Raw genomic sequence first — 23,169 nt, 5'->3', positions numbered from 1 at the left:
GAGTTAACTAGGACCTCAACTCGGACGTAAGGCACATCTGGTAAGAAGGTTCTTCCAGAGCATCAGAAGGGCCTGTCAAAGGGTGAGCATCGTCGTCGTAAGGCGTCCCGAGCGCCGACCCAGCCCGAAGCCGCCGCGCGGCGAGATCCTGCTGGAGTCGCCGCCGGAGATCCCCGAGGTGCAGTCACAGGGCATGATGGCGGTGCTCACGTGGCTGCCGATGGTGGCGGGAGCGGCCGCGATGGGCCTGATGTTCACCTCCGGCGGCAATTCCAACCCCATCATGTACGTCGCCAGCGGCCTGTTCGCGTTCTCCATGGTCGGCATGACGGTCGGCCAGATGGGCCGCCAGGCGGGCGAGCGCAGGCACCGGCTGAACGGCGCCAGGCGCGACTACTTCCGTTACCTCGCCCAGATCCGCAAGCGGGTGCGCAAGGCGGCGATCCAGCAGCGCGAGGCCCTCGAATGGAGCGGCCCGGCCCCCGACACGCTCTGGTGGGCCGCCATGGGCCCCCGCCTGTGGGAGCGCCGCCCCCGCGACGAGGACTTCAGCACCGTACGCCTGGGCACCGGCATCCAGAAGCTGGCCGTCCAGCTCATCCCGCCGGACTCCAAGCCGGTCGAGGACCTGGACGCGTTGTCGGCGGGAGCGCTGCGCAGGTTCATCCGCACGCATTCGACGGTCTCGCAATTGCCGGTGGCCGTGGCGCTGCACTCGTTCGCCCGGATCAAGCTGGACGGGGACCGGGCCATGGTCCGCGACCTGGTCCGGGCGATGGTGGCGCAGATGACGGTCTTCCACTCGCCGGACGACATGCGGATCATGGTGTGCGCGAGCAAGGAGTGGATGGGCCACTGGGAGTGGGTCAAGTGGCTGCCGCACGCGCTGCACCCCGAGGAGACCGATGGCGCCGGGCAGGTCAGGCTCATGGCCGAGAACCTGGCCCAGCTCGACCGGCTGGTCGGCGGGGAGCTGAAGGAGCGGGCGCGGTTCAAGCCGGGGGCGGGATCGGCCGCGCTGCCGTACCACGTGCTCATCCTGGACGGCGGGCACGTGCCGCAGGACTCCCAGCTCGGCGCGGACGCCATCGAGGGCGTGACCGTCATCGACCTGTCGAACTCGGCCGGCGTGGTCGAGGAGCGCAGCACGTTGCGGCTGCGGATCAAGCCCGACGGGTTCCACATGGTCAAGCTGGACCACGCGGGCAAGGAGAGCACGAACCGGCTCGGCGACCCCGACGCGCTCGACTACCTGCGGGCCGAGGGGCTGGCCCGGCAGCTCGCGCCGCTGCGCGCCTCGACGGCCAAGGGCGGCGAGTCGCAGGACGTGCTGGCCACGAACACGACCCTGACCGACCTGCTCGGCGTCGGCGACCCTACGAGACTGGACACCGCGCAGACCTGGCGCCCCCGCGCGGGCCGGAATCGGTTGCGCGTCCCGATCGGCCTCGGCGCCGACGGGCGGCTGGTCGAGCTGGACATCAAGGAGTCCGCGCAGGGCGGAATGGGGCCGCACGGGCTGGTCATCGGCGCGACCGGCTCGGGCAAGAGCGAGCTGCTGCGCACGCTGGTGCTGGGCCTGGCGGTCACGCACTCCTCGGAGATCCTCAACTTCGTGCTCGTCGACTTCAAGGGCGGCGCGACGTTCCTCGGCCTGGACGGCCTCGCGCACGTCTCCGCGGTCATCACGAACCTGGAGGACGAGCTGCCGCTGGTCGACCGCATGCACGACGCCCTGCACGGCGAGATGGTACGCAGGCAGGAGCTGCTCCGCTCGGCCGGCAACTACGCCTCGCTGCGCGACTACGAGCGCGCCCGCGAGCAGGGGGCGAACCTGCGGCCGATGCCGACGTTGTTCGTGGTCCTCGACGAGTTCAGCGAGCTGCTGACGGCCAAGCCGGAGTTCATCGACCTGTTCGTGATGATCGGGCGGCTCGGTCGCTCGCTCGGCGTGCACCTGCTGCTGGCCTCGCAGCGGCTGGAGGAGGGGCGGCTGCGCGGGCTGGACACGCACCTGTCGTACCGGATCGGCCTGCGGACGTTCTCGGCCATGGAGAGCCGGGTCGTGCTGGGCGTGGCCGACGCCTACGAGCTGCCCTCGGCGCCCGGCAACGGGTACCTGAAGTTCGACACCTCGGGGATGACCAGGTTCAAGGCCGCGTACGTGTCGGGCGTGCACCAGGCCGACCCCCTGCGCGTGGCCGCGAGCGACGGCACGGTGCCGATCAGGGAGGTCGTGGAGTACGGGCCCGAGTTCGTGCCCGTGCCGCTCGTCGACGAGCCGCTGGAGCCGAACACGCCGCAGGACGAGAGCAAGTCGCGGCAGAGCCTGCTCGACATCGTCGTGGGCCGCCTGGCCGGGCAGGGGCCCGCCGCGCACCGCATCTGGTTGCCGCCGCTGGCCGAGCCGCCGACGCTGGCGCACCTGCTGCCGCCGCTGTCGATCACGCCCGAGCTCGGCCTGACGACTCCCGGCTGGCCGGGGCGCGGCCGGTTGCAGGCCGTGGTGGGGCTCATCGACCGGCCCTTCGAGCAGCGGCGGGACCCGTACTGGCTGGATCTGTCCGGGTCGGCGGGGCACGTGGGCGTGGCGGGCGGGCCGCAGAGCGGCAAGAGCACGGTGCTGCGCACGCTGGTCGCCAGCATGGCGCTCACGCACTCGCCGCGCGAGGTGCAGTTCTACTGCCTGGACTTCGGCGGCGGCGCGCTGTCGTCGCTGGAGGGGCTGCCGCACGTCGGCGGCGTGGCCAGCAGGCTCGACGGCGACCGGGTACGCCGTACGGTGGCCGAGATCGCGACCGTGCTGCAGCAACGCGAGCGGGAGTTCACCGAGAGCGGCGTCGACTCCATGGTCACCTACCGCAGGCGGGTGGCCGACGGCTCGCTCCAGGGTGACGGCTGGGGCGACATCTTCCTCGTGGTCGACGGCTGGCTGACGATCAGGCAGGACTTCGAGGCCCTGGAGCCGGTCATCACCGACCTGGCGGCGCGCGGCCTAGGTTACGGCATTCACGTGGTGGCCGCGACGAACAAGTGGTCGGAGTTCCGGCCCGGCATCCGCGACCTGTTCGGCACGAGGGTGGAGCTCAAGCTCGGCGACGCGTACGAGTCCGAGATCAACAGGAAGAAGTCCCTGGCCGTGCCGGAAGGCGTGCCGGGGCGCGGCCTGACCAGGGACGGGCTGCACTTCCTGGCCGCGCTGCCCAGGATCGACGGCGTGCAGGACGCCGAGGACCTGGCCACGGGCGTGCAGGCGCTGGTGACCGCGGTCAGGGACTCCTGGCAGGGACCGCCCGCCAAGCGCGTCCGGCTGCTGCCGTCGGTGCTGCCCGCCGCCTCGCTGCCCACGGCCGAGGAGACCGGCAGGAGCCGCATCGCGATCGCCGTGGACGAGGCCACGCTCTCGCCCGTGCTGATCGACTTCGACGCCGATCCGCACTTCGTCGTCGTGGGCGACACCGAGAGCGGCAAGTCCAACATGCTGAAGGTCATCGCCGAGAACGTGGTGGCCAGGTACACGCCGCGCGAGGCCATGGTGATCGTGATCGACTACCGCCGCTCGCTGCTGGACACGGCCGTCAGCGAGCACCGCATCGGCTACGCGGCCTCCAGCTCGGCGGCGCTCGAACTGGTCAAGGACGCCCGCAGCGCGCTGCTCAAACGCCTGCCGCCGGCCGACCTCACGCCCGAGCAGCTGCGGGCGCGCGACTGGTGGAAGGGCTCCGACCTGTACTTCGTGGTCGACGACTACGACCTGGTGGCCACCTCGAACAACCCGCTGCTGCCGCTGGTCGAGCTGCTGCCGCAGGCCCGCGACATCGGGCTGCATCTGGTCATGTCGCGGGCGATGGGCGGCCTGGGCCGGGCCATGTTCGACCCGGTGATCCAGCGGATCAAGGACATGGCCAGCCCGGCCGTGATCCTCTCGGGCAGCAAGGACGAGGGCTTCCTGTTCGGCAACGTACGGGCGCAGCCGCAACCACCGGGACGCGGCTTCATCGTGGACAGAAGGTTCGGCTCGCGGTTGTCGCAGACGGCGTTCTGGCCACCGGCGGAGGACTGAGATGGCTGGACTGGACATCCACTTCGACGCGCTGGACGACTGCCGCACGTCGGCGAAGACGCTGAAGGGCAAGTTCGGCGACCTCGCCGACGACTACCCCGCCGACCGGCCCGACTCGACCATCTTCGGCAGGCTGGGCGACTCCTCGGCCCTCGCGGACGCCGTCCGCTCAGTGGAGACGACGGCCGACAACGAGTTCGGCAAGGCCAAGAGCCTCATGGAGAGCGTCGAACGCGCGCTCGACCTGGTCCAGGACAACGTGCGAAGAGCGAACGGCCCCTCATGAGCGCCCCGGAAGGCCTCCGCGAGCTGCCCGGCGGCTCGGAGCTGGCGACCATGGCCGACCAGGTCACCGGCAGCCCGTCCGCCATCCGCGACCTCGCCACGCGCTGGCGCACGGCCGCGAACAAGGTCCTCGGCAACACCGGCTCCCTCGCCTCCGCCGTGGCCACCGTGGACCTGGCCTGGGAAGGCGAGTCGGCGAACGCGTTCGTGACCTACATGGCGGGCTACGGCAGGGCCGGGCAGGACCTGCACGACGCGCTGACCAGCTGCGCCACGTCGCTGGACAACGCCGCCACCGTCCTGGAGTCCTCCCAGGGCCGGGTGGACGGCATCTGCGACCGGCTGCTGACCCGGGTGGACATGTACCAGAACGACAACCCCGACGCCACGCAGGACGAGCGCGACCGGGAGATCGGCCGCATGGTTGGCGAGGAGACCGAGAACGCCCGCAGGCCGGTGCGCGACGCCAAGGAGGCCGTCACGGGCGCCAAGGACGCCATCGCCACCTTCATGCGGGAGCGGCGGACCAGGTTCGCGCAGATCCATCTGGCCGGGGAGCAGACGTTCGTGCCGGGGCCCGGGCACACGCTCGACTGGCGGCGCACGGAGAGCTACACCGCGCAGACCGCCGCCGGCGGCCCCGGCGGCAGCCCCATGGTGGTCGGCGGGTACGGCCCCAGCGGCCTGCCTCCGGCGGGCGGCGGTCCCGCGCCCTCCGGCCGGGTCAAGGAGTGGATCGAGCAGGCCATCGCGATCCTGCGCGAGCACGGTTATCCGGTCGACAAGATGAACCCCGACGACATCTGGATGATCATCCAGCACGAGTCGGGCGGCAACCCGAACGCGATCAACCTGTGGGACTCCAACGCCGCCGCGGGCCACCCGTCGAAGGGCCTGATGCAGACCATCGACCCGACCTTCAACGCCTATTCGCTGGCCGGTCACAAGGACGTCTACAACCCTGTGGACAACATCGTCGCGGGCGTGCGCTACGCCGTCGAACGCTACGGCTCTGTGTCCGCGGTGCCGGGGGTCGTGGGCATGAAGACCGGATCCGGCTACCGCGGTTACTGAACCCTAGCCGCAGTTGCCCCAGCCGGCACTGGTGCTGCCCGAGCCCGAGCTGCCGGAGTAGCGCACGCACTTGCCCTTGGCGGACAGTTTGACCGGACCCGCGTAGTACTCGAAGTTGCCCGAGTCGGTCTGGCTCCCGCCGCCCTGCACCTCCAGCGTGGCGCTCATCGGAGTGGCCTTGCCGACGTCGGTGCCCGACTTGATGGTGACCACGCAGTTCTGCCCGGTGCCGTTGTTCCAGAGCTGGTACGTGGTCCCGCCGCTGAACGAGCTCTGCCGCTGGACGCTGAAGCCGCCTCCGCACACCTGGGTCGCGGTGTAGGGGTTCTTCTTCGCCACCGGTGCGGACGACTTCGTGGGCGCCGGCTTCTGCGTGGTCTTCGTCGGCGCGGGCTTCTGGGTCGTCTTCGTGGGGGTCGGCTCTGGCTCCTGCGTCGGCTTCTTCGTCGGAGTGGGACTCTGGGTCGGGGTCTTGCTGGGCTGCACCGTCTTGGTCACGGTGGCCTTCGGCTTGGCCGTCTTGGTGGGCTTCGAGCTCGCCGTCCGGGTCGGCTGCGCGGTCACCGTGGGGACGACCGGCTGGGTCGCGATCGGCGCCGGCGTCGGCACCGACGTGAGCACCGGGACCTCGGGCGTTCCCGTGGGGCCGTCGCTCGGGAGCAACATCGGGCCCACGCCGCTGTCGTCGGGGCTGGGCGTCGTCGCCCACGGCGCGGTCACCTCGGCCTGCGGCTGCGTGGGCGCGCCGGTCACCGATCCCTGGTCGGCGGAGGCGTCACCCGGCTGCGCCTGCTTGGTGGCCGCGGCGGCGGGGGCGAAGGTGACGTTGGAGGAGTACTGGCTCGCGCCCCACAGGCCCAGGCCGGACAGCAGCACGACCGCGGTCACACCCGCCACGAGGCCGATCGGGAACGGCTTGCGCGCCTGTCCGTCGCCCTGCCTGGGCACGACGGGAGGCGTCCAACCCTGCTGCGGGTGCCCCTGCGGGGGTCCCCAGGTCTGAGGAGCGGGTACGGGCTGCACGGGCCCCTGTTCCACGGGACCCTGGCCGATCGTGCCCTGGTGCACGGGACCTTGGCCGGCAGGACCCTGCATGGGACCTGGGTGCATGGGGCCTTGGTCCATCGGCCCGGGCTGCATCGGGACCATCGGTCCTTGGGGCAGCGGCGCCTGGGGCTGCCGCGCACCTTCGATGGACAACTGGATGGGCAGGATCGCCGGTGGCGCCTCGGCCGCCGGGACCGGCTGACCGCCGATCAGCGTGGGCGGCGGCACCGGCACGCCCTCGATCGGCGCCGCGGGCATCGGCGCGTTGTCGTCGCCGAGCAGCCGCAGCAGGGCCGTATACGTCGTCGGCCGCCCCGCCACGTCCTTGGCCAGCGCGGCGAGCACGACCTGCCGCAGCGGCTCGGGCAGCTCACCCACCTCGGGCTCCGCGTTCAGCACCGCCTGGGCGTCGTGCCCGAACGGCGCGCGGCCGGTGCCCGCGAACACCACGGTCGCGGCCCAGGCGAACACGTCCGCGTACGGGCCGTACTGCAGGCCGTTGATCTGCTCGGGCGCCCGGTAGCCGACCTCGCCCGCCGGGTCCCCGATCTCGATGTCGGTGACCCTGAGCCCTTCGCCGGTGAGGATCACGTTCGACGGGGTGAGGCCGCGGTGCGCGAACCCGGCGAGGTGGACCGCGGTCAGCGCGGTCAGCATCCCCACGGCCAACCGGTCCAGCGCGTCGCCGGTCAGCGGGCCGTCCTCGGCCACCGCCTGGGCCAGCGAGCGGCCCTCGACGTGCTCCCTGACCACGTACGACAGGCCGTTCTCGGTGCCCGCGTCGAGCGTGCGGGCCACGTACGAGCTGGAGACCTTCGCGACGCGCTTGAGCCTGGCCACGAACTCGGGGTCGGTGCCGGGCAGCGTCTTGATGGCCACGCGAGCCGCGCCCTCGGACTCCTGGCCCAGGTGGACGACGCCACGCGGTCCCTCGCCGAGCCGGTCCACGATCTCGTGGCCGCCGATCCGCTCAGGCTCCGTGTCCGCCATGACCGTCCTTCCAGGAATCCCTCATGATCGAGGGATATTTAACCAAATAAGCCCCATACGCATCAGTAGTTTCGGTTGCTCACTCTGACAATTAACCGTCAATTGGCGCCTGAGCTGATCCGGGTCTCCAGCCGCGCCTACGCCCCATCGGCACGAGGATCCAGGCCGCGATCACCACTCCGGCCAGCGACAACCCACCGGCCGCGACGATCGTCGCCACGTCGATGGAACGCTGGTCAGGGGGAACGGCCTTGCGCACGGCCGAGGCGGGCAACGGGGGCGGCACCGGCGGCGCGACGGCCACCTGCTCGGACGGCAGCACCATGGTGACCGCCAGGAGCGGGTTGACCATGCCCGCCCCGGTGCCCTTGCCGGAGGCGCCGTCCGCGGTCAGCGCGATGCGCCGGCGTACCTGGAGCTGGTTGAGCTTGGGGAAGCGGGAGCGGACGAGGGCGGCCACGCCCGCCACGTACGGCGCCGCGTAGCTCGTGCCCTCCAGCTTGCTCTGGTAGCCCCGGCCGGTCCACGTCGAGCTGAGATCCTGCCCGGGGGCGAGCACGGCGACGGCGTTCGGGCTGGAGAACGTCGAGCGCCCGCCTTCGGGCGTCGCCGAGCCCACCGCGAGCACGCCGTCGTACGCGGCGGGATACCAGGGGGTGGACGTGCCGTCGTCCTTCTCCTGGTTGCCCGCGGCGGCCACGATCACCACGTCCCTGCCCAGCGCGTAGTTGACGGCCGCCTTGAGGTCGGGCTGGTCGAACGCCTGGATGGAGACGTTGATCACGTCGGCGCCCTCGTCGGCGGCGGTCTGGATGGCCTTGGCCAGCACGGACACCTCGCCCCGCGTGTCATTGGACTCCTTGATCGACAGGAGCCTGACCCCCGGCGCGACGCCGTAGAAGGGAACGCCATCGCGTGGCTGGCCGGCGATGATGCCGGCGACCGCCGTACCGTGGCCGACGCAGTCGCGGTAGCCGGTGCCGGACAGGTCGGCCTTGCCGGCGAGGCGGAGCTGCGGATGCGTCTCGTCCACGCCGCTGTCGATGACGGCCACGGTGACGCCTTCACCCCTGGTGAGGTGCCATACGCTCTGGAGGTTCAGCCGCCGCTGGGCCCAGCTCTCCGCGATCGCGGGGCTGGCCCTCTTCGGCTCGCATCGTGCGGGGGCCTGCGCCAACGCCGGCGCGGCCGCCAGGTGAAGGGCCAGCGAGCTCGCCACGAGGGCGCGACCAATCATGGCGAAGAAGCGTAGCTTGCCGTGGTTGGCAGTGATTCAACGGATGGAAGCCCCGGCGTCCTTGCCAGGGCCCCGTCCGTTGCTCATTTCGTGGCGGACTCGATGTTCTGCCGGTAGGTGCCGATGACCCGCGAGGCTTCCTGGAGCTCCTCGGTCATGCGCTGGAAGGCCGTACGGTAGTTCTGCCAAGCCTGTTGGAAACGCTGCGCTCCCGGCCCCGTCCACGCGGTGCCGACCTTGGCCGCCTCGCGGTCGAGCGCGGTCATCGTGGTGCGCACCGCCTCGGACTGCTGGGTGAACTGGGTGGACATCTGCTGCATTTCCGCGGGGTCGCCGCCGAGCATACTCTGGCTCATGCATACCTCCTGGACCATGTGAAAGCGCCCTCACCCTAAGGGGGGCGCCCGGCCGTCGTCCGGGTTATGCCGAGCGGCTATGGTCTACCCGAGGATTGTTCGGCTTTATCGGGAGCTGTTCTGCCATGCGCGAGGTTGTGGTGACCGGCGGCGGCACCGGGATCGGCTACGCGGTCGCCGCGGCGTTCGTCTCGCTCGGCGACCACGTGACCATCACCGGCCGCCGCGAGAACGTGCTGAAGGAGGCCGCCGCGAAGCTCGGGGCGGCGTACACGGCCTTCAACGCCGCCAGCCCCGTCGCCGTGAAAGAGGCGCTCGACGGGCTGCCGCCGCATGTGGACGTGCTGGTCAACAACGCGGGCGGCAACACCAACCTGGACCGCAGGCAGTCCGGCGAGCTGATGGACGTCGCCGAGGCGTGGTGGGCCAACCTCAACGCCAACCTGATGTCGGCCGTGCTCGTCACGACCGCGCTGGCGCCGCGCATGGGCAAGGGCGGCCGGGTCGTCTCGATCGGCTCGATCGCCGCACGGGGCACGGGCTCGGGCTCGTACGGCGCCGCCAAGGCCGCCATGGAGTCCTGGACCGCCGACCTGGCCGCCGAGCTGGGCCCCAAAGGCATCACCGCGAACGTCGTCTCCCCCGGCCTCGTCGTGGACACCGAGTTCTTCCGCGGCCGCCTGACGGAGGACGGAATCAGGGCCCGCGTGCAGAACACCCGCAACGGCCGCCCTGGCACTCCCAATGACGTGGCGGATACCGTTCTCTTTCTGGCCTCCGCGGGAGCCAGGCACGTCACCGGGCAGGTGGTTCACGTGAACGGCGGCGCGTACCTGGGTCGCTGAAAATCTCAGGAAGGACGAGGTCGGTGCGGAAGGTTCTGATCGCCAATCGCGGCGAGATCGCCGTGCGGGTGGCCCGCGCGTGCAAAGACGCCGGGATCGGCAGCGTGGCCGTCTACGCCGACCAGGACCTCGACGCCCTGCACGCCAAGGTGGCCGACGAGGCGTACGCGCTGGGCGGCCAGTCCCCCGCCGAGACCTACCTCGACATGGGCAAGCTACTCGACGTCGCGCGGCGGGCCGGAGCGGACGCCGTTCATCCCGGGTACGGCTTCCTCGCCGAGAACGCCGCCTTCGCCCAGGCCGTCATCGACGCCGGCCTCGTCTGGATCGGCCCGCCGCCGGCCGCGATCGCGGCGCTCGGTGACAAGGTGCAGGCCAGGCACATCGCGCAGAAGGTCGGCGCGCCGCTGGTCGCGGGCACCAAGGACCCGGTGGGGGGCGTTTCCGAGGTCGTGGCGTTCGCGGAGGAGCACGGGCTGCCGATCGCGATCAAGGCCGCGTACGGCGGCGGCGGGCGCGGCATCAAGGTCGCGCGCCGGCTGGAGGAGGTCGCCGAGCTGTACGAGTCGGCCGTGCGCGAGGCGGTCGCGTCGTTCGGGCGCGGCGAGTGCTTCGTCGAGCGCTACCTCGACCGGCCGCGCCACGTCGAGACGCAGTGCCTGGCCGACCACGCGGGCAACGTGGTCGTGGTGAGCACCCGCGACTGCTCGCTCCAGCGCCGCCACCAGAAGCTGGTGGAGGAGGCGCCCGCGCCGTTCCTGTCGGAGGAGCAGGTCGAGATCCTCTACGCCAGCTCGAAGGCCATCCTGAAGGAGGCCGGCTACGTCGGGGCGGGGACCTGCGAGTTCCTGGTCGGGCAGGACGGGACGGTCTCCTTCCTCGAAGTGAACACGCGCCTGCAGGTCGAGCACCCGGTCACCGAGGAGGTGTCGGGGATCGACCTGGTGCGGGAGATGTTCAGGATCGCCGACGGGGAGACGCTGGACTACGGCGACCCGGTGTTGCGCGGGCACTCGATCGAGTTCCGGATCAACGCCGAGGACGCGGGCCGCAACTTCCTGCCCGCCCCCGGCACATTGACCGTCATGCGCGCCCCTTCCGGGCCTGGCGTGCGGGTCGACGCCGGTTACGAGGCGGGGATGACGGTGCCGCAGACGTTCGACTCGCTGGTGGCGAAGCTGATCGTGACCGGGCGCACCCGGCAGGAGGCGCTGGAGCGGTCGCGGCGGGCGCTGGCGGAGTTCGAGATCTCCGGCATGCCGACCGTGCTGCCGTTCCACCGGGCGGTCGTCGCCGATCCCGCCTTCGTCTCGTCGCCGTTCACCGTGCACACACGGTGGATCGAGACCGAATGGGACAACCCGGTCGCGCCATACTCCGGGGACCTCGCCTCCGGCGAGGCCGCGACACGTGAGACGGTGACCGTCGAGGTCGGCGGCAAGCGCCTGGAGGTGGTCCTCCCCGCCGGTCTCGGTACGTCCTCCGCTACGCCCACCGCGAACAAGACGTCCCGGCGTGGCGGCAGCGGCGGCTCGAAGAAGTCGTTGGCCGGCGGGGACGCGCTCGTCAGTCCCATGCAGGGGACGATCGTCAAGGTCGTGGCCTCGGACGGGGATGTCGTAAACGAGGGTGACACGGTGGTGGTGCTGGAGGCCATGAAGATGGAGCAGCCGCTGACCGCGCACAAGGCGGGGACGATCACGGGGTTGACGGCGGCGGTCGGGCAGACGGTGACCTCGGGCGCGACGATCTGCGAGATCAAGGACAGCTGACGTACCCGGATCTTTTGGTCTACGGCGAGGTGCGTACCTGATACCTCAGCTTGACCGGCACCGCCTCTGGATCTTCCTCCAGCCGCACCAGGAAGGGGCATTCCAGGGGCATTTACCGCCCAGGTTCTTCGGTCACAGTACGCGCCCGTCCGATCCCCGACAGGTAACGTGCGCAGTGAGGAACTTTGCCGATCGCCCGTTCGTCCTCATGGGCGAAGGAGGCTTGCTGCCAATGACCCATTCGCTGCGCCGAGCAGGGGCCGCGATCGCGGCTCTGATCGCCGGTCTAATCGTCGTTCTTGCGCTGTCCCCTGCCGCCAACGCGGCGGCTCCACCTGACGCTAACTCGGTGGTGTCCAACTGGAAGAAGGACCCGCTGTACGTAGAGTCCGGCTCCCCGCTGACGTCGGACCAGCAGAGTGAGATCCGTGACGCCCTGGAGGGGGCCGACAGCAAGATCTACGCTGTGGCGCTCCCCGACGGCACGGTGAGCAACTCCACCATTGCGGCCTACATGACCCAGCTCAACTCGGCGATGGTCGCCGCGAGCGCCCCCTCGGCCACGATGGCCGTATTGGACGGCACAACGCTGTACGCGGCTTCGACCTCCATCCGCCGGGACGGTCTCGCAGCCGAGTTGTCTCGCCTCGCGGTCAATGCCAACCCGGGCGACGTCACGGCCGGGATGAAGGACTTCGCCAACCGCGTCGACATGGCCGTGGCGGGCAAGCGCACGGCGCTCGACCCCGGCAGCCAGGCCAACCCGGGCGCGGGCGGCACGGCCGCGCTGATCGCCCTGGGCGCGCTCGTGGTGGTCGGCGGCGGTGGCTACTTCCTCTACTCCAGCAACAGGAAGAAGAAGCGCGCCATCCAGGAGGCGAAGGACCTGGCCGCGGTCAAGCAGACCGTGGACGAGGACGTCACCAAGCTCGGCGAGGAGATCACCGCGCTCGACACCGACGTGACGCTCGCCGGCGACGGCGGCAAGCACATCGACGAGTGGCAGACGGCGCTCGACTCCTACGAGAAGGCCAAGACCCAGCTGGCCACCGTGCAGCGCGCCGACCAGGTCCGCGAGGTCACCCAGACCCTTGAGGACGGCCGCTACTCACTGGCCGTGGTGAAGGCCAAGGTCCACAACGACCCGGTTCCCGAGCGGCGGGCCCCCTGCTTCTTCAACCCGCAGCACGGCCCCTCGATCCGTGACGTCCGCTGGGCCCCGCCCGGTGGCGCGGTCCGCGACGTGCCCGCCTGCAAGATGGACGCGGAGGCCGTGGAGCGCGGCTTCGACCCGCAGATGCGCGAGGTCATGGTGGACGGCCAGCGCCGCCCGTACTACGACGCGGGCCCGGCGTACCAGCCGTACGCGTACGGCTACTACGGCGGCTTCGGCGACATCATGACCGGCATGTTCATCGGCACCATGATGGGCAGCATGCTCGGCGGCGGCTTCGGCTACGGCGGCTACGGCGCCGGCTACGCGGAGGGCTACCAGGACGGCGGGGGCGACTTCGGCGGCGGCGGCGGAGACGGCGGCGGCTGGGGCGACTTCGGCGGCGGCGGCGACTTCGGCGGCGGAGATTTCGGCGGCGGCGACTGGTAAATCCACAACCAGGAGCGCTCCCGCGGAGGCCACAAGGATGTGCCTCCGCAGGGAGCGCTTCGCGCGTATAGCCGTCTGACAGCGGCGAGAAGTAGATGCGATCGCCCGAGGGGAGATTCGTCCTACCGAGGTGAAGGACGTACCCGGCCTGGAATCTGTCCCCGATGGCCGGGCGTGAGAGCTCTGCGGCGGGTCAGGGCGTGAGGAGCCTGCTGTCGAACCCGGAGTGGAGAAGCACCTGGTAGGCGTCACGAACCTGCCCTGGGACGGTCTGCTCGATGGCGTAGCCGAGCTTGGGGTACTCGATCACGCGCTGCAGGTCGCCCACGAGCATGTCGATGACCAGCTTCGGATTGCCGATCGAGTCGGCGTAGTCGTCGAGTTCCACCGACTCGGACGCGCACGTCACCTCGACCTCGGGCCACACCTTCCGCGCGGTGGCGTAGGCCCGGCGTTCCACATACGGCTTGGAGACCAGCAACACTGAAGCGGGCCGGATCCCCGCGTCGGCCAGGACTTGCCGCGACAGGCTGATGTTCTGTCCGGTGTTGGTCGCGTTCGGCTCAATCAAGATCGCCTCATCGGGCACGCCGAGCTCCAGGGCTCGTTCCCGGTAGTGGACGGCTTCGCCCCGGGGGAAGCGTGCGGCGGTGGTACGGGTGGTGCCGCCGGAGAAGACGAGCAGCGGGAACCAGCCGGCGTGGTACAACTCGGCCGCAGCGGTCGCCACGCCCAGGTCGTGGCTGCCCAGGCCGATGGCCGCGTCGCACCGGCGTACCCGGTGGTGCATGTGGAGGTAGTCCCAGATCGTACGGGCGTGCCGCCACTGCTCATCGGTGATGACCTGTTGCTTGACACTCACTCGGCTACCCCCTTGATCGCCATGGCAGAAGAATGACACTTCCTCAGGTTGATTTCTGGGAGTCCGGGGCCAGCAAGCGTTGCGCGGCGGTCCTGGCCCCGTCAGTGCGCATCGCGGCGGCGATGATCTGGGCACGGTCCGCGACATCAGGCTGGAGAGCGTGGCTGAGAGCCGTGGCCAGCGAGTCGGCGGTCGGTACGACGGGCGGGTCCGCAGGCTCAGGCCAGGGCCCCAACACCGGGTCGGCGGCCAGCCAGGGGCGGTCGGTGAAGATGTGGCTTCGCACGTCAGCGACCGGGGCCAAGCCGGCTGATGACCGATGGGAGTTGAGAGCGGCGCCCCAGGTGTCGTTCCAGCGTCGTGCGTCCTCGGCCCAGAGCGTGCGATTGTCGGCCGTTTCGTTCGCCGGCCTCCACACTGACACTGGGGGTGGTGCGTGGTGGGGGGATGGCAGGGCTATCGGGCAGTAACTCGCGTAGACGTAGGGGATCCCCATCTGCTCGGCTATCGAGCGAGCGGCGATCTGCAGGGCTGTAGCTCCCACGATGACGTCGCAACCTTGGGCTGCCGCCGGGATCGTGGCGAACTGGGTGGCGACCGTGGCTTCCGTCAGCTGACGCAGTTGCTCCGGCGTGGGCCGCGCGGCTCGTGGGCTGGCTGACGCGGTCTGGCGCACCTCGGCTCCGATGGGCACGAAGGGGATCCCGAGGCTTTCGATCCAGTCACGGAAGTCGGGGGGCGCGCACACGCGGACTTCCTGACCGAGAGTCCTCAACTCCGACGCCAGCGCCACCACCGGCTGGACATCGCCACGCGACCCGATTGTGGACAGCAGCACGCGCATAAAAACTCCTCCTGCAACGGCTTCGGCTACGGTCGACCGACCGCATCGTGAATGTGAGGCCGCGTACGCATCCGGCTCCGTTTGCCTCGGGCCGCTTCGGCTCACGGCCCCGTATTCTGGGCCAACACCGGGGCCTTGCGGCAAGTCCCCCTCTCCGCTATACGTTGAAAGTGGGACGAAGCTGGCGTGCATTTGAGCGCTGGGCCAAGAACTCGTTTCATAACGAGTCTGCGGTGGCAGCCCGAGGTGGACGTCGGCGCGGCGTTCGTAGCGGGTGCGCGGACGCTTGAACGCGGGTAGCCAGGCGAAGGCGCGCTCCACGACCCGGGGGGTTACGCGTTCCCACACAGTCGATCTTTTCAGGCAGCTCTGCCGTCACCAACCGATGCACCGCTCATTTTGAAACGAGCTGTTAGCGCGAAAGCTGTGGTTATTGCGCGTCTTCCTCCGACCGGTGGCTGAGTTCTTGTCGGTTGGATGGACCAGGCGGACCCCGATGCGCAGGCCGTACATGACATGATCATCAGAGCTTGGCGATAAATCACCCATGACGCTTTCTGATGGGTGAGCGAGTTGAGCTTGCCCGTCGGTCTTCTCAGCATCAGGCAACATGAGATGCATGCTCATCGTCATCGGCGGCCTTCCCGCAACGGGCAAGACGACGCTCGCGCGCCCCCTGGCCACGCACATCGGCGCGGTTCACCTGCGAATCGACACCATCGAACAGGCGATCGTCCGCTCGGGCCTGGCTCGACAACCCCTCGGCCCCGTCGGCTACATCGTCGGTTACGCCCTGGCCGAAGAGCACCTGCGCCAACGGCTGACCGTGATCGCGGAGTCGGTGAACCCCTTGGCGATCACCCGTGACGCCTGGCGAGAAGTCGGAGCCAAGGCGGACGTACCGGTGGTCGAGGTGGAAGTGACCTGCTCCGACCCCGTTGAACACCAGCGGCGCGTGACCTCGCGAACAATCGACATTCCCGATCTGCGACCGCCCGACTGGCGGCAGGTCATCGACCGCGAATACGAGCCCTGGAACCGGGAGCACATCATCATCGACACCGCCGGGCAAACCCCGGAGGAATCGTTCAGTGCTCTGGTTCAGACTCTTGGCCGCCTTAGATCGCCATCAACTGGCTCGCGCAGTTGATCACGGCGACGGCAGTGCCAGCGGGCGGTTCCTGGCCGACGATGTGGCGTTCATGTTCGCTCGCCCGCATGCCCGGCCGCTGCGGTCGTCGTACCTGATCGGGGTGGGCGAGGAGCGCGACAGCGCGATCGATCCGAACCTGCTCGACGACTGGACCGGGCTGTTCGTCGCCCAGCTCGGTGCGCCTTCGGCGGAGAAGATGGGGGCTGGAGCCTGCCCGCCTGATTTGCGTCGGGCGGCTCGCGGCCAACGATGTGGCCGACAAGCCGCCCGACGGGACCGTCAACGAGGACGGTGACGCGCTGCTCGCCCAGTGGCGAGCTCCGTGTGCGGTGTCAGGCGGGGACGATGTTCTCCGCCTGCGGGCCCTTCTGGCCCTGGACGATGTCGAAGGACACCTTCTGGCCCTCGGTCAGCTCACGGTAGCCGCCGTTGGAGACGATGTTGGAGTAGTGCGCGAAGACGTCGGCGCCGCCGCCGTCCTGCGCGATGAAGCCGAAGCCCTTTTCCGAGTTGAACCACTTCACGGTTCCGGTTGCCATGCCGATCTCCTCTAGATACGTGCATAGGGAATTCACCCTGTGCGAATCCCATGTGCGCCGCGATAAGCCCATCCGGAGATGACCGGTAAAGAAAAACGCACCTGAAGAATCCGACTCAGTCAGATGCGCGCAAAGTCTTTATGGGTACCACAAGTGCAACACTCCACAACGTAGCACACGCGTCGGCCACATGGTGCTGCCGGTTCACCAGACGGACGCGGGCGATGCCGGGCTGGCGCCCCCGGTTTCCGGCGAAATACGGCACGGTTCACGCGACGGTTGTGGATGGTTCACGTGACGGCCGAGGGGCGGTGACGGATACGGCAAGGTAGGGTGAAAAGTACCGAGGACATCTCGTGCGTTGGCATTTGGGCTGGCGTCGCCCGCGGCGATATAACGCTTCGGCCCTGCTGGGGCCTGACAGGCCGGGCAAACATGATGCCGACGTTCCGTTCCCGCCTCAAGTCGCCGAGTGTCAGCGCCGCTGCGATTCTCCCAGGTCAAATCCATAGACCGACGCGGTCTGAGTGGCTTTCTTCGCTGGATCGGAGCACCGCATGACCATCCTCGACGCCTCGACTCCCAGCAAAACCGTGACCACCGTCCGCCCGTCCGGCGAGATCGACATCTTCACCAGCAGGGCTCTGCGCGAGCAGTTGCTGAACGCTCTGGACTCCAGCCGCGGGCCGCTCGTCCTGGACGTGTCCGGCCTGGTGTTCTGCGACGTCTCCGGGCTGGCCGTGCTGGTGGGCGTGCAACGCCGGGCCAGATCGATGGGCATCACGTTCGCCCTGACGGCGCCCAGCCCGTACATGGTCAGCCTGCTGCACGTCACCGGCCTGAGCCGGGCCATCAGGGTGGTGGCCTGACCCTGGCACCATGAGTGTCGGAGAACGTCACAGCACAGACCGCCGCCCCCGCGAACCTGACCGGCAAGGGGCGGGCACAGGTTTGGAGGGCGCGTCTCCCGCACGCGGTGCCGTTCCTCGTCGAGTGGGACGGGCGCGCGTGGCGGTGTGCGTCGTGGCCGTTTTGAGTACGATCCCGCGAATGATCTACCTTGCCCGGGGGACTCGTACCGGAATTCGCCGCATCGATCGGCGGGATCGCACGGAATTCCTGGCCCTGAACCGGGAAAGCGCCGAACTGCTCGGTCAGTGGATGCCCGGCGGGCCCGTCACCACCGACGAAGCCTTCGAGGCGTACGTCGCGCGCTTCGACGAGCCGGCGAACGAAGGCTTCGTCATCTGCCGGCTGGACACCGATGCGATCGTGGGCCGCGCGAACATCAACAACATCGTCCGGGGCAGCCACCAGGCCGGAACCCTCGGCTACTGCGCCTACGCCTCCACGACCGGTCGCGGATACATGACCGAAGGGCTCGGGCTGCTCGTCCCGTACGCCTTCGGTGAGCTGGGGCTGCACCGCATCGAAGCGAACATCCAGCCGGCGAACGCGCCCTCCCTGAGCCTGATCAAACGCGTCGGCTTCCGGCGAGAGGGCTATTCGAGCAACTTCCAGTTCATCGACGGGGCATGGAGGGACCACGAGCGCTGGGCCGTCACCGTCGAGATGAACCGGTCCCAGGGGTCTCTGTGCCCTTGAACTGGGAGTTCGAGTTGTACGGCGGGTCCGGGCCCGAAGGTGCCGAATCGGTTATCCGGGCTGTGGAGTCCGGTGTGCCCGTTGGGGTCACCGGATATCGGCGCTGAGGGGCCGAGGTCGAGGTTCAGGTCCGCTGGGTCAGGTCGCGGCTTCCAGCACCGTGAAGGAGTAGGGCGCCCAAGGGCCGGTGAGGCGTACGTCCACGCCCTTTCCGCCGAGGGCCTCGACCGTGGCGGCGAACTCCTCGTCGCGGCCCTCGTCGACGAGGTACGCGCCGTTCAGCAACATCCACTCGTCGCGGCCGGACAGCCGGGGGTCCTGGGCGCGGTGGCGGCGGCTCCCGGCGGCGACGGACGACAGAGCGGCGTGGATGTGGTCCGCCCAGGTGACAGCCTGGTGGCGGGCTCGCTCCCGGCCGCGCAGGCTCGCCGGGGCCGCCCGGCCGCCGCTTCCGTTCACGGGGGACGCCGTCGGTCCCGCCGCCTGTCCCGCGTACGCCTTGACGCCCCACTCCCGGCGCCCCGTGACGTGGGAGAGCACCGCCAGGAAGTCGGCCCTGCGGCGGTTCAGCAGCTCGCGTACCTGGTCGTCGTCCCCGTACACCGTGACCAGCCGCACCGGGGCCACCGGGGCCCCGGCCACGGCCTCCACCACGCGGTGATGGGCCCTGGCCGTCTCCGCCAGCCAGTCCAGGTCCTCCAGGGAGCGGCGCAGGGGCTCCTCGCCGAACTCGGCCAAGGGCACGGTGCTCACGTAGGCGACGAGGCCGGCGCAGGAGATCGTGCGTACGGCCATCCCGGACACACCGGTCAGCCCCAGGGGGATCGAATCGCCCGCGACCGCGTACAGGTACGTGCCGGAGTCAGACATCCAGGTCCTCCGCCGGTTGCGCAGCCGTGCTCATAAGGCTTCCCCTCTCGACCTCCGCGAGCCTGCCCAGGGAAACCGGCACAGAACTGCATACGACGGAAAAGTCCCCATACTTGACGCCTGTGCCTGATGACCTGCGCAAACTTGGGGCTCGGCGGTGTTTGGGGTCAGGTGCTGGCGCGGACCGCCAGGAGGGGGGTGAGGAGGGTGGAGTCGGGGACGGCCCGGCCTTCCAACTTGTCCATGACCAGGCGGACCGCCTCCCTGCCCACCTCCTCCGCGGGGATCAGCACCGAGGTGAGGGGCGGGCCGGCCCGGTCGGCCACGTCGTCGGGACAGATCGCCACCACGGCCACGTCGTGCGGCACCCGCCGGTCGAGCTGGCGCAGCGCCGCCAGCACGTGGCCGACCGCCGCCTCGTTGTGCACGACCAGACCTGACAGCCCTGGCCGGTCGAGGAGCAGGTCGCGGACGGTCTCGTACACCTCGTCGAACGTCTCCTCGCACGGCAGCGCCACCCCCGCGAGCCCGTGGGAGTCCAGCGCCGCCACGAATCCCTCACGGGTCCGCTTGGCGAAGCCGGTCCCCCGCTCGTACACCACGGAAGGGGCCCCGAGCAGGGCGATCTCCTCGTGACCGCGCTCGGCCAGGTGCTCCACGCAGCGCGCGCCCGCGGCGGCGAAGTCCAGGTCCACGCACGTCAGCCCGGCCGGCGAGGCGGGGAAGCCGATGAGCACGCTCGGCTCGGCCAGCTCGCGCAGCAGCGGCACCCGCTGATCGTCGAGTTCGACGTCCATGAGGACCAGCGCGTCCACCAGCGCGCTCGCGGCCACCCGCCGGATGCCCTGCGTGCCCTCGTCGGCGGTCAGCAGCAGCACGTCGTGGTCGAAGCGGCGGGCGGCGGTGACGACGGCGCTGGCGAAGCGCATCAGCACGGGCACGTGCATGCCCGCCCGCAGCGGCAGCACCAGCGCGATCACGTTGGAACGTTTGCTGGCCAGGGCGCGGGCGCCGGCGTTCGGGTGGTAGCCGAGCGCCGAGATGCTGTCGAGCACCCGCCGCCTGGTGCCGGCCGAGATCGTACGCTTGCCGCTGAGCACGTAGGAGACCGTGCTGACGGCCACGCCCGCGTGCTTGGCGACCTCGGCGATCGTGACCGCGCGCCCGCTCAAGCCCCGGCTCCGAAGTCGATCCGGGCCAGCGTCACCCCGTCGTTCTCGAACACCACATAAAGATCGTGCACCCCGTCCACAGCCGCAAGGGATGCCGTGATGTCTTGATAGGTGTAACGGCCGGTCCTGGGCACGGGGAAGGTGGCCAGCGCCTGGCCGTAGAGGGGGTCGCCGCGGCGGATGGTGATCATGCCGCCTTCCGCGCTGCCCGCCGTCGCCACGCATTGCGCGCTACCGGTGAGGTCCACCTGCCGGAACAGGATCCAGGCGCCTTCCGCGTCGGACCGGATGGCGTCGCCGTCCACCTTGGTCTCGTCCACGAACGTGACCGCGTCGTACTCGTCGTGGTCGGCCGCGCGCAGCAGCCCCGACTGGGGCGGGATGGTCTCGCCCGCGATCTCGAAGCGGGCGCTCAGGCGCACGTCGGTGGCGCTGCGGCCGACCATGATCCGGTGCGGCGCGCTCTCCACCACGAACCTGCTCCGCGTCACGTCCCAGAACGCCAGCTCGGAGACGGGCAACGCCAGGGCGACGGTACGGCTCTCGCCGGGCGCGAGGCGTACCTTCTCGAACCCGCGCAGGCGGCGCAGCGGCTGCTTGACCCGCGAGCGTTGCTGGTGGGTGTAGAACTGGACGACTTCGACGCCCGGCCGCATGCCGGTGTTCGTCACCGTGGCCTCGGCTCTGACCAGGTCGCCGTCCAGGTGCACGCGCAGGTCCGCGTACTCGAAGGTCGTGTAGCTGAGGCCGTGGCCGAACGGGTGCAGCGGGACGCCCCGGAAATACAGGTACGTGGCGTCGGAGGCGATGATGTCGTAGTCGAGGAGGTCGGGCAGCTCCTGCTCGGAGCGGTACCAGGTCTGGGTGAGGCGGCCCTCGGGGTCGGCGTCGCCGAAGAGCACCTCGGCCAGGGCGTGGCCGTATTCCTGGCCGCCGTGCGCCGACCACAACACGGCGGGGACCTCGTCGTCGGTCCAGGTCAGCGGGTAGCCGCTGGTGATCACCAGGACGGTGCGCGGGTTCGCCTTGCGCACGGCCCTGATCACGGCGTCCTGGGCGGGCGCGAGGGCCAGGGTCATGCGGTCCTCGGTCTCGCGGCCGTTCACGAGAGGGTGGTCGCCGACCACCACGACCGCCACGTCCGCGGCGGCGGCCAGGCGGGCCGCCTGCTCGGTGCCGCTCCTGACCACGTCCATGGCCAGCCACACGGCCTGGTCGGCGTCGTCCACCAGGCGCAACACGCCGTCCTCACCCGCGCCGACGTAACAGCCCGTCGAGATGTGGCGCAGAGCGAGGGTGCCGCGTGGGCGCTCCTCCATGCGGAACGTCTGCCGCACCTCCCACCCGTTCGGCCCCGGCTGGTCGTTCACCAGCGTGACGCCGTCCACCGACACGAACCGCCCGGTCGCCACGGCCCGCAGCGCGTAGGCGCCGCCACCCCAGTCAAGCAGGTCGAACGAGCCCACCTCGAACGCCCCCACGCGCAGCGGCCCGCCCGCGGGATCGGCGGTCACGGCTCCAGCGTCGGAGGTCAGCGTCACCCGGTCCACGGCCTCGCAGAACACGGTCTCGCACCGCTCGGCCAGCCCGGTGCGGGCGGTGACGGCGTAGGGCAGGGTGCCGCTGTACCAGTCCTCCATCAGCAGGTCGCCAAGCTGCCCGAGCACCGCGACCTTCGGCGCGCCGGCCAGCGGCAGCAGCCCGTCGTTCCGCAGCAGCACGAACGAGCGCCGCGCCGCCTCCCTGGCCAGCGCCTGGTGCTCGGGGCAGTTGACCACGCTGTCGGTGATGTCCTCGTACGGCGTCGCCCGGTCGAACTCGCCCAGCCTGAACCTGATCGACAACGTGTGCCGCACAGCCCTGTCGACGTCCTCCTCGGCCAGCAGGCCCAGATCGAGCGCCGTGTGGAGGTGCCCCAGAGTCGCCTCCGAGCGGTCGTCGTCCTGGGTGAAGCTGTCGATCCCGGCCTTGACCGCGTGCGCGTAAGCCTCGGGCAGCGTGTCGTGGTACCCCTGCGGGCCGGTGAGGTTGCCCGGCGCGTACGCGTCGCTGACCACCAGCAGGTCGTCCGGCGCCCAGTCCCGCAGGACCTGCCCGATCAGCGGACTGAGGTGCGCGGGACGGCCGTTGACCAGGTTGTACGACGGCATCACGGCCACCGCCGCGCCCTGCTCGATGGCCGGCCTGAAGGCGGGCAGCTCGTACTCGCGCAACACCCGGGGCGGCAGGTTGCTCGACGTCGTGCAGCGGTCCGTCTCGTTGTTGTAGGCCAGGAAGTGTTTGAGCGTGGGCGCGGTCTTGAAAGTTTCGGGAGCGCTCCCACGAAGCCCCCGCGCGTAGGCGGTGGCCATGACGCCGGTCAGCCACGGATCTTCGGAGTAACCCTCCTCGTTGCGGCCCCAGCGAGGGTCGCGCAGCGGGTTCACCACGGGGGCCCACACGTTGCGCCCCGCGCCGGCCGGGTCCTTGTGGTGGAAGGCCAGCACCTCGTCACCGGTCGCCTCGCCCACCCGGCGTACGAGGTCGGGTTCCCAGGTCGTGGCCAGGCCCACGGCCTGCGGGAACACCGTGGCCGGGCCGAGCCAGGCCAGGCCGTGCAGCGCCTCGGTGCCCGTACGGAACGCGCCGAGTCCCAGCCGCTCGACCGGGGCCTGGTACTGGTGCAGCAGGCCCACCTTCTCGTCGAGACTGAGCCTGCGCATCAGGTCGTCGATCCGGTCGGGCAGCGGGACCGATGGGTCGCGGAAGGGTTCGTGCATGGTCATCCCTCTGAGAGTGTCGAAGCGCTTCGACGACCGGCCTGGGGAAGTTACGCGGACGTTTCGGTGGGTTGACTGAAGGGTGCACTTCCC

19 protein-coding genes and 1 pseudogene are annotated in these 23,169 nt (G+C 70.0%); 10 read left to right on the top strand and 10 right to left on the bottom strand.

Features of this window, described 5'->3' with window-relative positions; translation table 11 throughout:
• Nucleotides 1–82: 82 nt before the first annotated feature.
• From eccCa to ACFLIM_RS09470, 3 genes are read left to right on the top strand one after another with little or no spacing between them, the layout of a single operon-like run.
• The gene (gene eccCa, locus ACFLIM_RS09480) at nucleotides 83–4,063 is read left to right on the top strand and encodes a type VII secretion protein EccCa (RefSeq protein WP_393164081.1); all 3,981 of its coding nucleotides are present in this window, start codon (nucleotides 83–85) and stop codon (nucleotides 4,061–4,063) included.
• Between the two features lies 1 nt (nucleotide 4,064).
• Nucleotides 4,065–4,349, top strand: coding sequence for a hypothetical protein (locus tag ACFLIM_RS09475; RefSeq protein WP_393164080.1), 285 nt, complete (start codon nucleotides 4,065–4,067; stop codon nucleotides 4,347–4,349).
• Nucleotides 4,346–5,422 (top strand): transglycosylase SLT domain-containing protein, encoded by a 1,077-nt coding sequence (locus ACFLIM_RS09470; RefSeq protein ID WP_393164079.1) that lies wholly within the window; start codon nucleotides 4,346–4,348, stop codon nucleotides 5,420–5,422. Before ACFLIM_RS09475 ends, ACFLIM_RS09470 begins: the two co-directional genes overlap by 4 nt.
• A gap of 3 nt (nucleotides 5,423–5,425) precedes the next feature.
• On the opposite strand, the gene ACFLIM_RS09465 is transcribed toward ACFLIM_RS09470, so the two are convergent.
• The 3 genes from ACFLIM_RS09465 to ACFLIM_RS09455 form a co-directional block, all read right to left on the bottom strand.
• A complete protein-coding gene (locus ACFLIM_RS09465; protein WP_393164078.1) occupies nucleotides 5,426–7,459 on the bottom strand; it encodes a protein kinase domain-containing protein in 2,034 nt (677 codons plus the stop codon).
• Nucleotides 7,460–7,550: 91 nt separating this feature from the next.
• Nucleotides 7,551–8,696 (bottom strand): type VII secretion-associated serine protease mycosin, encoded by a 1,146-nt coding sequence (mycP, locus tag ACFLIM_RS09460; RefSeq protein WP_393164077.1) that lies wholly within the window; start codon nucleotides 8,694–8,696, stop codon nucleotides 7,551–7,553.
• 83 nt (nucleotides 8,697–8,779) lie between these two features.
• On the bottom strand, nucleotides 8,780–9,052 hold the full coding sequence (locus ACFLIM_RS09455) for a WXG100 family type VII secretion target (protein WP_165960088.1): 273 nt from the start codon (nucleotides 9,050–9,052) through the stop codon (nucleotides 8,780–8,782).
• A 125-nt stretch (nucleotides 9,053–9,177) separates the two neighbouring features.
• Between ACFLIM_RS09455 and ACFLIM_RS09450 the strand changes: the two genes are divergently transcribed.
• The 3 genes from ACFLIM_RS09450 (at nucleotide 9,178) to ACFLIM_RS09440 (ending at nucleotide 13,272) form a co-directional block, all read left to right on the top strand.
• Complete coding sequence (locus ACFLIM_RS09450) at nucleotides 9,178–9,897, top strand: SDR family NAD(P)-dependent oxidoreductase (protein WP_393164076.1); 720 nt, start codon at nucleotides 9,178–9,180, stop codon at nucleotides 9,895–9,897.
• A 23-nt stretch (nucleotides 9,898–9,920) separates the two neighbouring features.
• Nucleotides 9,921–11,669, top strand: a complete 1,749-nt coding sequence (locus tag ACFLIM_RS09445; protein WP_393164075.1) for an acetyl/propionyl/methylcrotonyl-CoA carboxylase subunit alpha — start codon at nucleotides 9,921–9,923, stop codon at nucleotides 11,667–11,669.
• Between the two features lie 232 nt (nucleotides 11,670–11,901).
• Nucleotides 11,902–13,272, top strand: a complete 1,371-nt coding sequence (locus tag ACFLIM_RS09440) for a hypothetical protein (RefSeq protein ID WP_393164074.1) — start codon at nucleotides 11,902–11,904, stop codon at nucleotides 13,270–13,272.
• 193 nt (nucleotides 13,273–13,465) lie between these two features.
• Here the strand turns inward: ACFLIM_RS09440 and ACFLIM_RS09435 are convergent, their stop codons facing one another.
• The 3 genes and pseudogenes from ACFLIM_RS09435 to ACFLIM_RS09425 all read right to left on the bottom strand — a co-directional run.
• Nucleotides 13,466–14,134 carry a YdcF family protein gene (locus ACFLIM_RS09435; protein WP_393164073.1) on the bottom strand — a complete coding sequence of 223 codons (669 nt, stop codon included), beginning with the start codon at nucleotides 14,132–14,134 and terminating at the stop codon, nucleotides 13,466–13,468.
• A gap of 43 nt (nucleotides 14,135–14,177) precedes the next feature.
• Nucleotides 14,178–14,978 carry a glycosyltransferase gene (locus ACFLIM_RS09430; protein WP_393164420.1) on the bottom strand — a complete coding sequence of 267 codons (801 nt, stop codon included), beginning with the start codon at nucleotides 14,976–14,978 and terminating at the stop codon, nucleotides 14,178–14,180.
• A gap of 237 nt (nucleotides 14,979–15,215) precedes the next feature.
• Nucleotides 15,216–15,302: pseudogene (locus tag ACFLIM_RS09425) on the bottom strand (IS5/IS1182 family transposase); the annotation flags it as partial.
• A gap of 295 nt (nucleotides 15,303–15,597) precedes the next feature.
• Between ACFLIM_RS09425 and ACFLIM_RS09420 the strand changes: the two are divergent.
• Nucleotides 15,598–16,128, top strand: a complete 531-nt coding sequence (locus ACFLIM_RS09420; protein WP_393164072.1) for an AAA family ATPase — start codon at nucleotides 15,598–15,600, stop codon at nucleotides 16,126–16,128.
• Nucleotides 16,070–16,426, top strand: a complete 357-nt coding sequence (locus tag ACFLIM_RS09415) for a hypothetical protein (RefSeq protein WP_393164434.1) — start codon at nucleotides 16,070–16,072, stop codon at nucleotides 16,424–16,426. The genes ACFLIM_RS09420 and ACFLIM_RS09415 overlap by 59 nt, the downstream gene beginning before the upstream one ends.
• 37 nt (nucleotides 16,427–16,463) lie before the next feature.
• Here ACFLIM_RS09415 and ACFLIM_RS09410 read toward each other — a convergent pair whose 3' ends face one another.
• On the bottom strand, nucleotides 16,464–16,670 hold the full coding sequence (locus tag ACFLIM_RS09410; RefSeq protein ID WP_349453914.1) for a cold-shock protein: 207 nt from the start codon (nucleotides 16,668–16,670) through the stop codon (nucleotides 16,464–16,466).
• Between the two features lie 557 nt (nucleotides 16,671–17,227).
• Between ACFLIM_RS09410 and ACFLIM_RS09405 the strand changes: the two genes are divergently transcribed.
• Nucleotides 17,228–17,539: an STAS domain-containing protein gene (locus ACFLIM_RS09405; RefSeq protein WP_393164071.1), complete on the top strand. Its 312-nt coding sequence runs from the start codon at nucleotides 17,228–17,230 to the stop codon at nucleotides 17,537–17,539.
• Nucleotides 17,540–17,720: 181 nt separating this feature from the next.
• On the top strand, nucleotides 17,721–18,275 hold the full coding sequence (locus ACFLIM_RS09400; protein ID WP_393164070.1) for a GNAT family N-acetyltransferase: 555 nt from the start codon (nucleotides 17,721–17,723) through the stop codon (nucleotides 18,273–18,275).
• Nucleotides 18,276–18,413: 138 nt separating this feature from the next.
• Here ACFLIM_RS09400 and ACFLIM_RS09395 read toward each other — a convergent pair whose 3' ends face one another.
• The 3 genes from ACFLIM_RS09395 to ACFLIM_RS09385 form a co-directional block, all read right to left on the bottom strand.
• The gene (locus ACFLIM_RS09395) at nucleotides 18,414–19,145 is read right to left on the bottom strand and encodes a GvpL/GvpF family gas vesicle protein (protein ID WP_393164069.1); all 732 of its coding nucleotides are present in this window, start codon (nucleotides 19,143–19,145) and stop codon (nucleotides 18,414–18,416) included.
• Between the two features lie 167 nt (nucleotides 19,146–19,312).
• The gene (locus ACFLIM_RS09390) at nucleotides 19,313–20,317 is read right to left on the bottom strand and encodes a LacI family DNA-binding transcriptional regulator (RefSeq protein WP_393164068.1); all 1,005 of its coding nucleotides are present in this window, start codon (nucleotides 20,315–20,317) and stop codon (nucleotides 19,313–19,315) included.
• Nucleotides 20,314–23,076: a glycoside hydrolase family 3 C-terminal domain-containing protein gene (locus ACFLIM_RS09385; RefSeq protein ID WP_393164419.1), complete on the bottom strand. Its 2,763-nt coding sequence runs from the start codon at nucleotides 23,074–23,076 to the stop codon at nucleotides 20,314–20,316. Before ACFLIM_RS09385 ends, ACFLIM_RS09390 begins: the two co-directional genes overlap by 4 nt.
• Nucleotides 23,077–23,169 lie beyond the last annotated feature (93 nt).

Source organism: Nonomuraea marmarensis, assembly GCF_043197025.1.
Taxonomy (GTDB): Bacteria; Actinomycetota; Actinomycetes; order Streptosporangiales; family Streptosporangiaceae; genus Nonomuraea; species Nonomuraea marmarensis.
This window is presented reverse-complemented; position numbering and strand designations above follow the sequence as displayed.

What these genes read in the sequence shown, in the direction of transcription:
- ACFLIM_RS09475 (WP_393164080.1), top strand. Translation starts at nt 4,065, where the DNA reads ATGGCTGGACTGGACATCCACTTCGACGCGCTGGACGACTGCCGCACG.
- ACFLIM_RS09410 (WP_349453914.1), bottom strand. Translation starts at nt 16,670, where the DNA reads ATGGCAACCGGAACCGTGAAGTGGTTCAACTCGGAAAAGGGCTTCGGC.
- ACFLIM_RS09400 (WP_393164070.1), top strand. Translation starts at nt 17,721, where the DNA reads ATGATCTACCTTGCCCGGGGGACTCGTACCGGAATTCGCCGCATCGAT.
- ACFLIM_RS09440 (WP_393164074.1), top strand. Translation starts at nt 11,902, where the DNA reads ATGACCCATTCGCTGCGCCGAGCAGGGGCCGCGATCGCGGCTCTGATC.
- ACFLIM_RS09420 (WP_393164072.1), top strand. Translation starts at nt 15,598, where the DNA reads ATGCTCATCGTCATCGGCGGCCTTCCCGCAACGGGCAAGACGACGCTC.
- ACFLIM_RS09395 (WP_393164069.1), bottom strand. Translation starts at nt 19,145, where the DNA reads ATGTCTGACTCCGGCACGTACCTGTACGCGGTCGCGGGCGATTCGATC.
- mycP (WP_393164077.1), bottom strand. Translation starts at nt 8,696, where the DNA reads ATGATTGGTCGCGCCCTCGTGGCGAGCTCGCTGGCCCTTCACCTGGCG.
- ACFLIM_RS09430 (WP_393164420.1), bottom strand. Translation starts at nt 14,978, where the DNA reads ATGCGCGTGCTGCTGTCCACAATCGGGTCGCGTGGCGATGTCCAGCCG.
- ACFLIM_RS09470 (WP_393164079.1), top strand. Translation starts at nt 4,346, where the DNA reads ATGAGCGCCCCGGAAGGCCTCCGCGAGCTGCCCGGCGGCTCGGAGCTG.
- ACFLIM_RS09385 (WP_393164419.1), bottom strand. Translation starts at nt 23,076, where the DNA reads ATGCACGAACCCTTCCGCGACCCATCGGTCCCGCTGCCCGACCGGATC.
- ACFLIM_RS09455 (WP_165960088.1), bottom strand. Translation starts at nt 9,052, where the DNA reads ATGAGCCAGAGTATGCTCGGCGGCGACCCCGCGGAAATGCAGCAGATG.
- ACFLIM_RS09450 (WP_393164076.1), top strand. Translation starts at nt 9,178, where the DNA reads ATGCGCGAGGTTGTGGTGACCGGCGGCGGCACCGGGATCGGCTACGCG.
- ACFLIM_RS09405 (WP_393164071.1), top strand. Translation starts at nt 17,228, where the DNA reads ATGACCATCCTCGACGCCTCGACTCCCAGCAAAACCGTGACCACCGTC.
- ACFLIM_RS09465 (WP_393164078.1), bottom strand. Translation starts at nt 7,459, where the DNA reads ATGGCGGACACGGAGCCTGAGCGGATCGGCGGCCACGAGATCGTGGAC.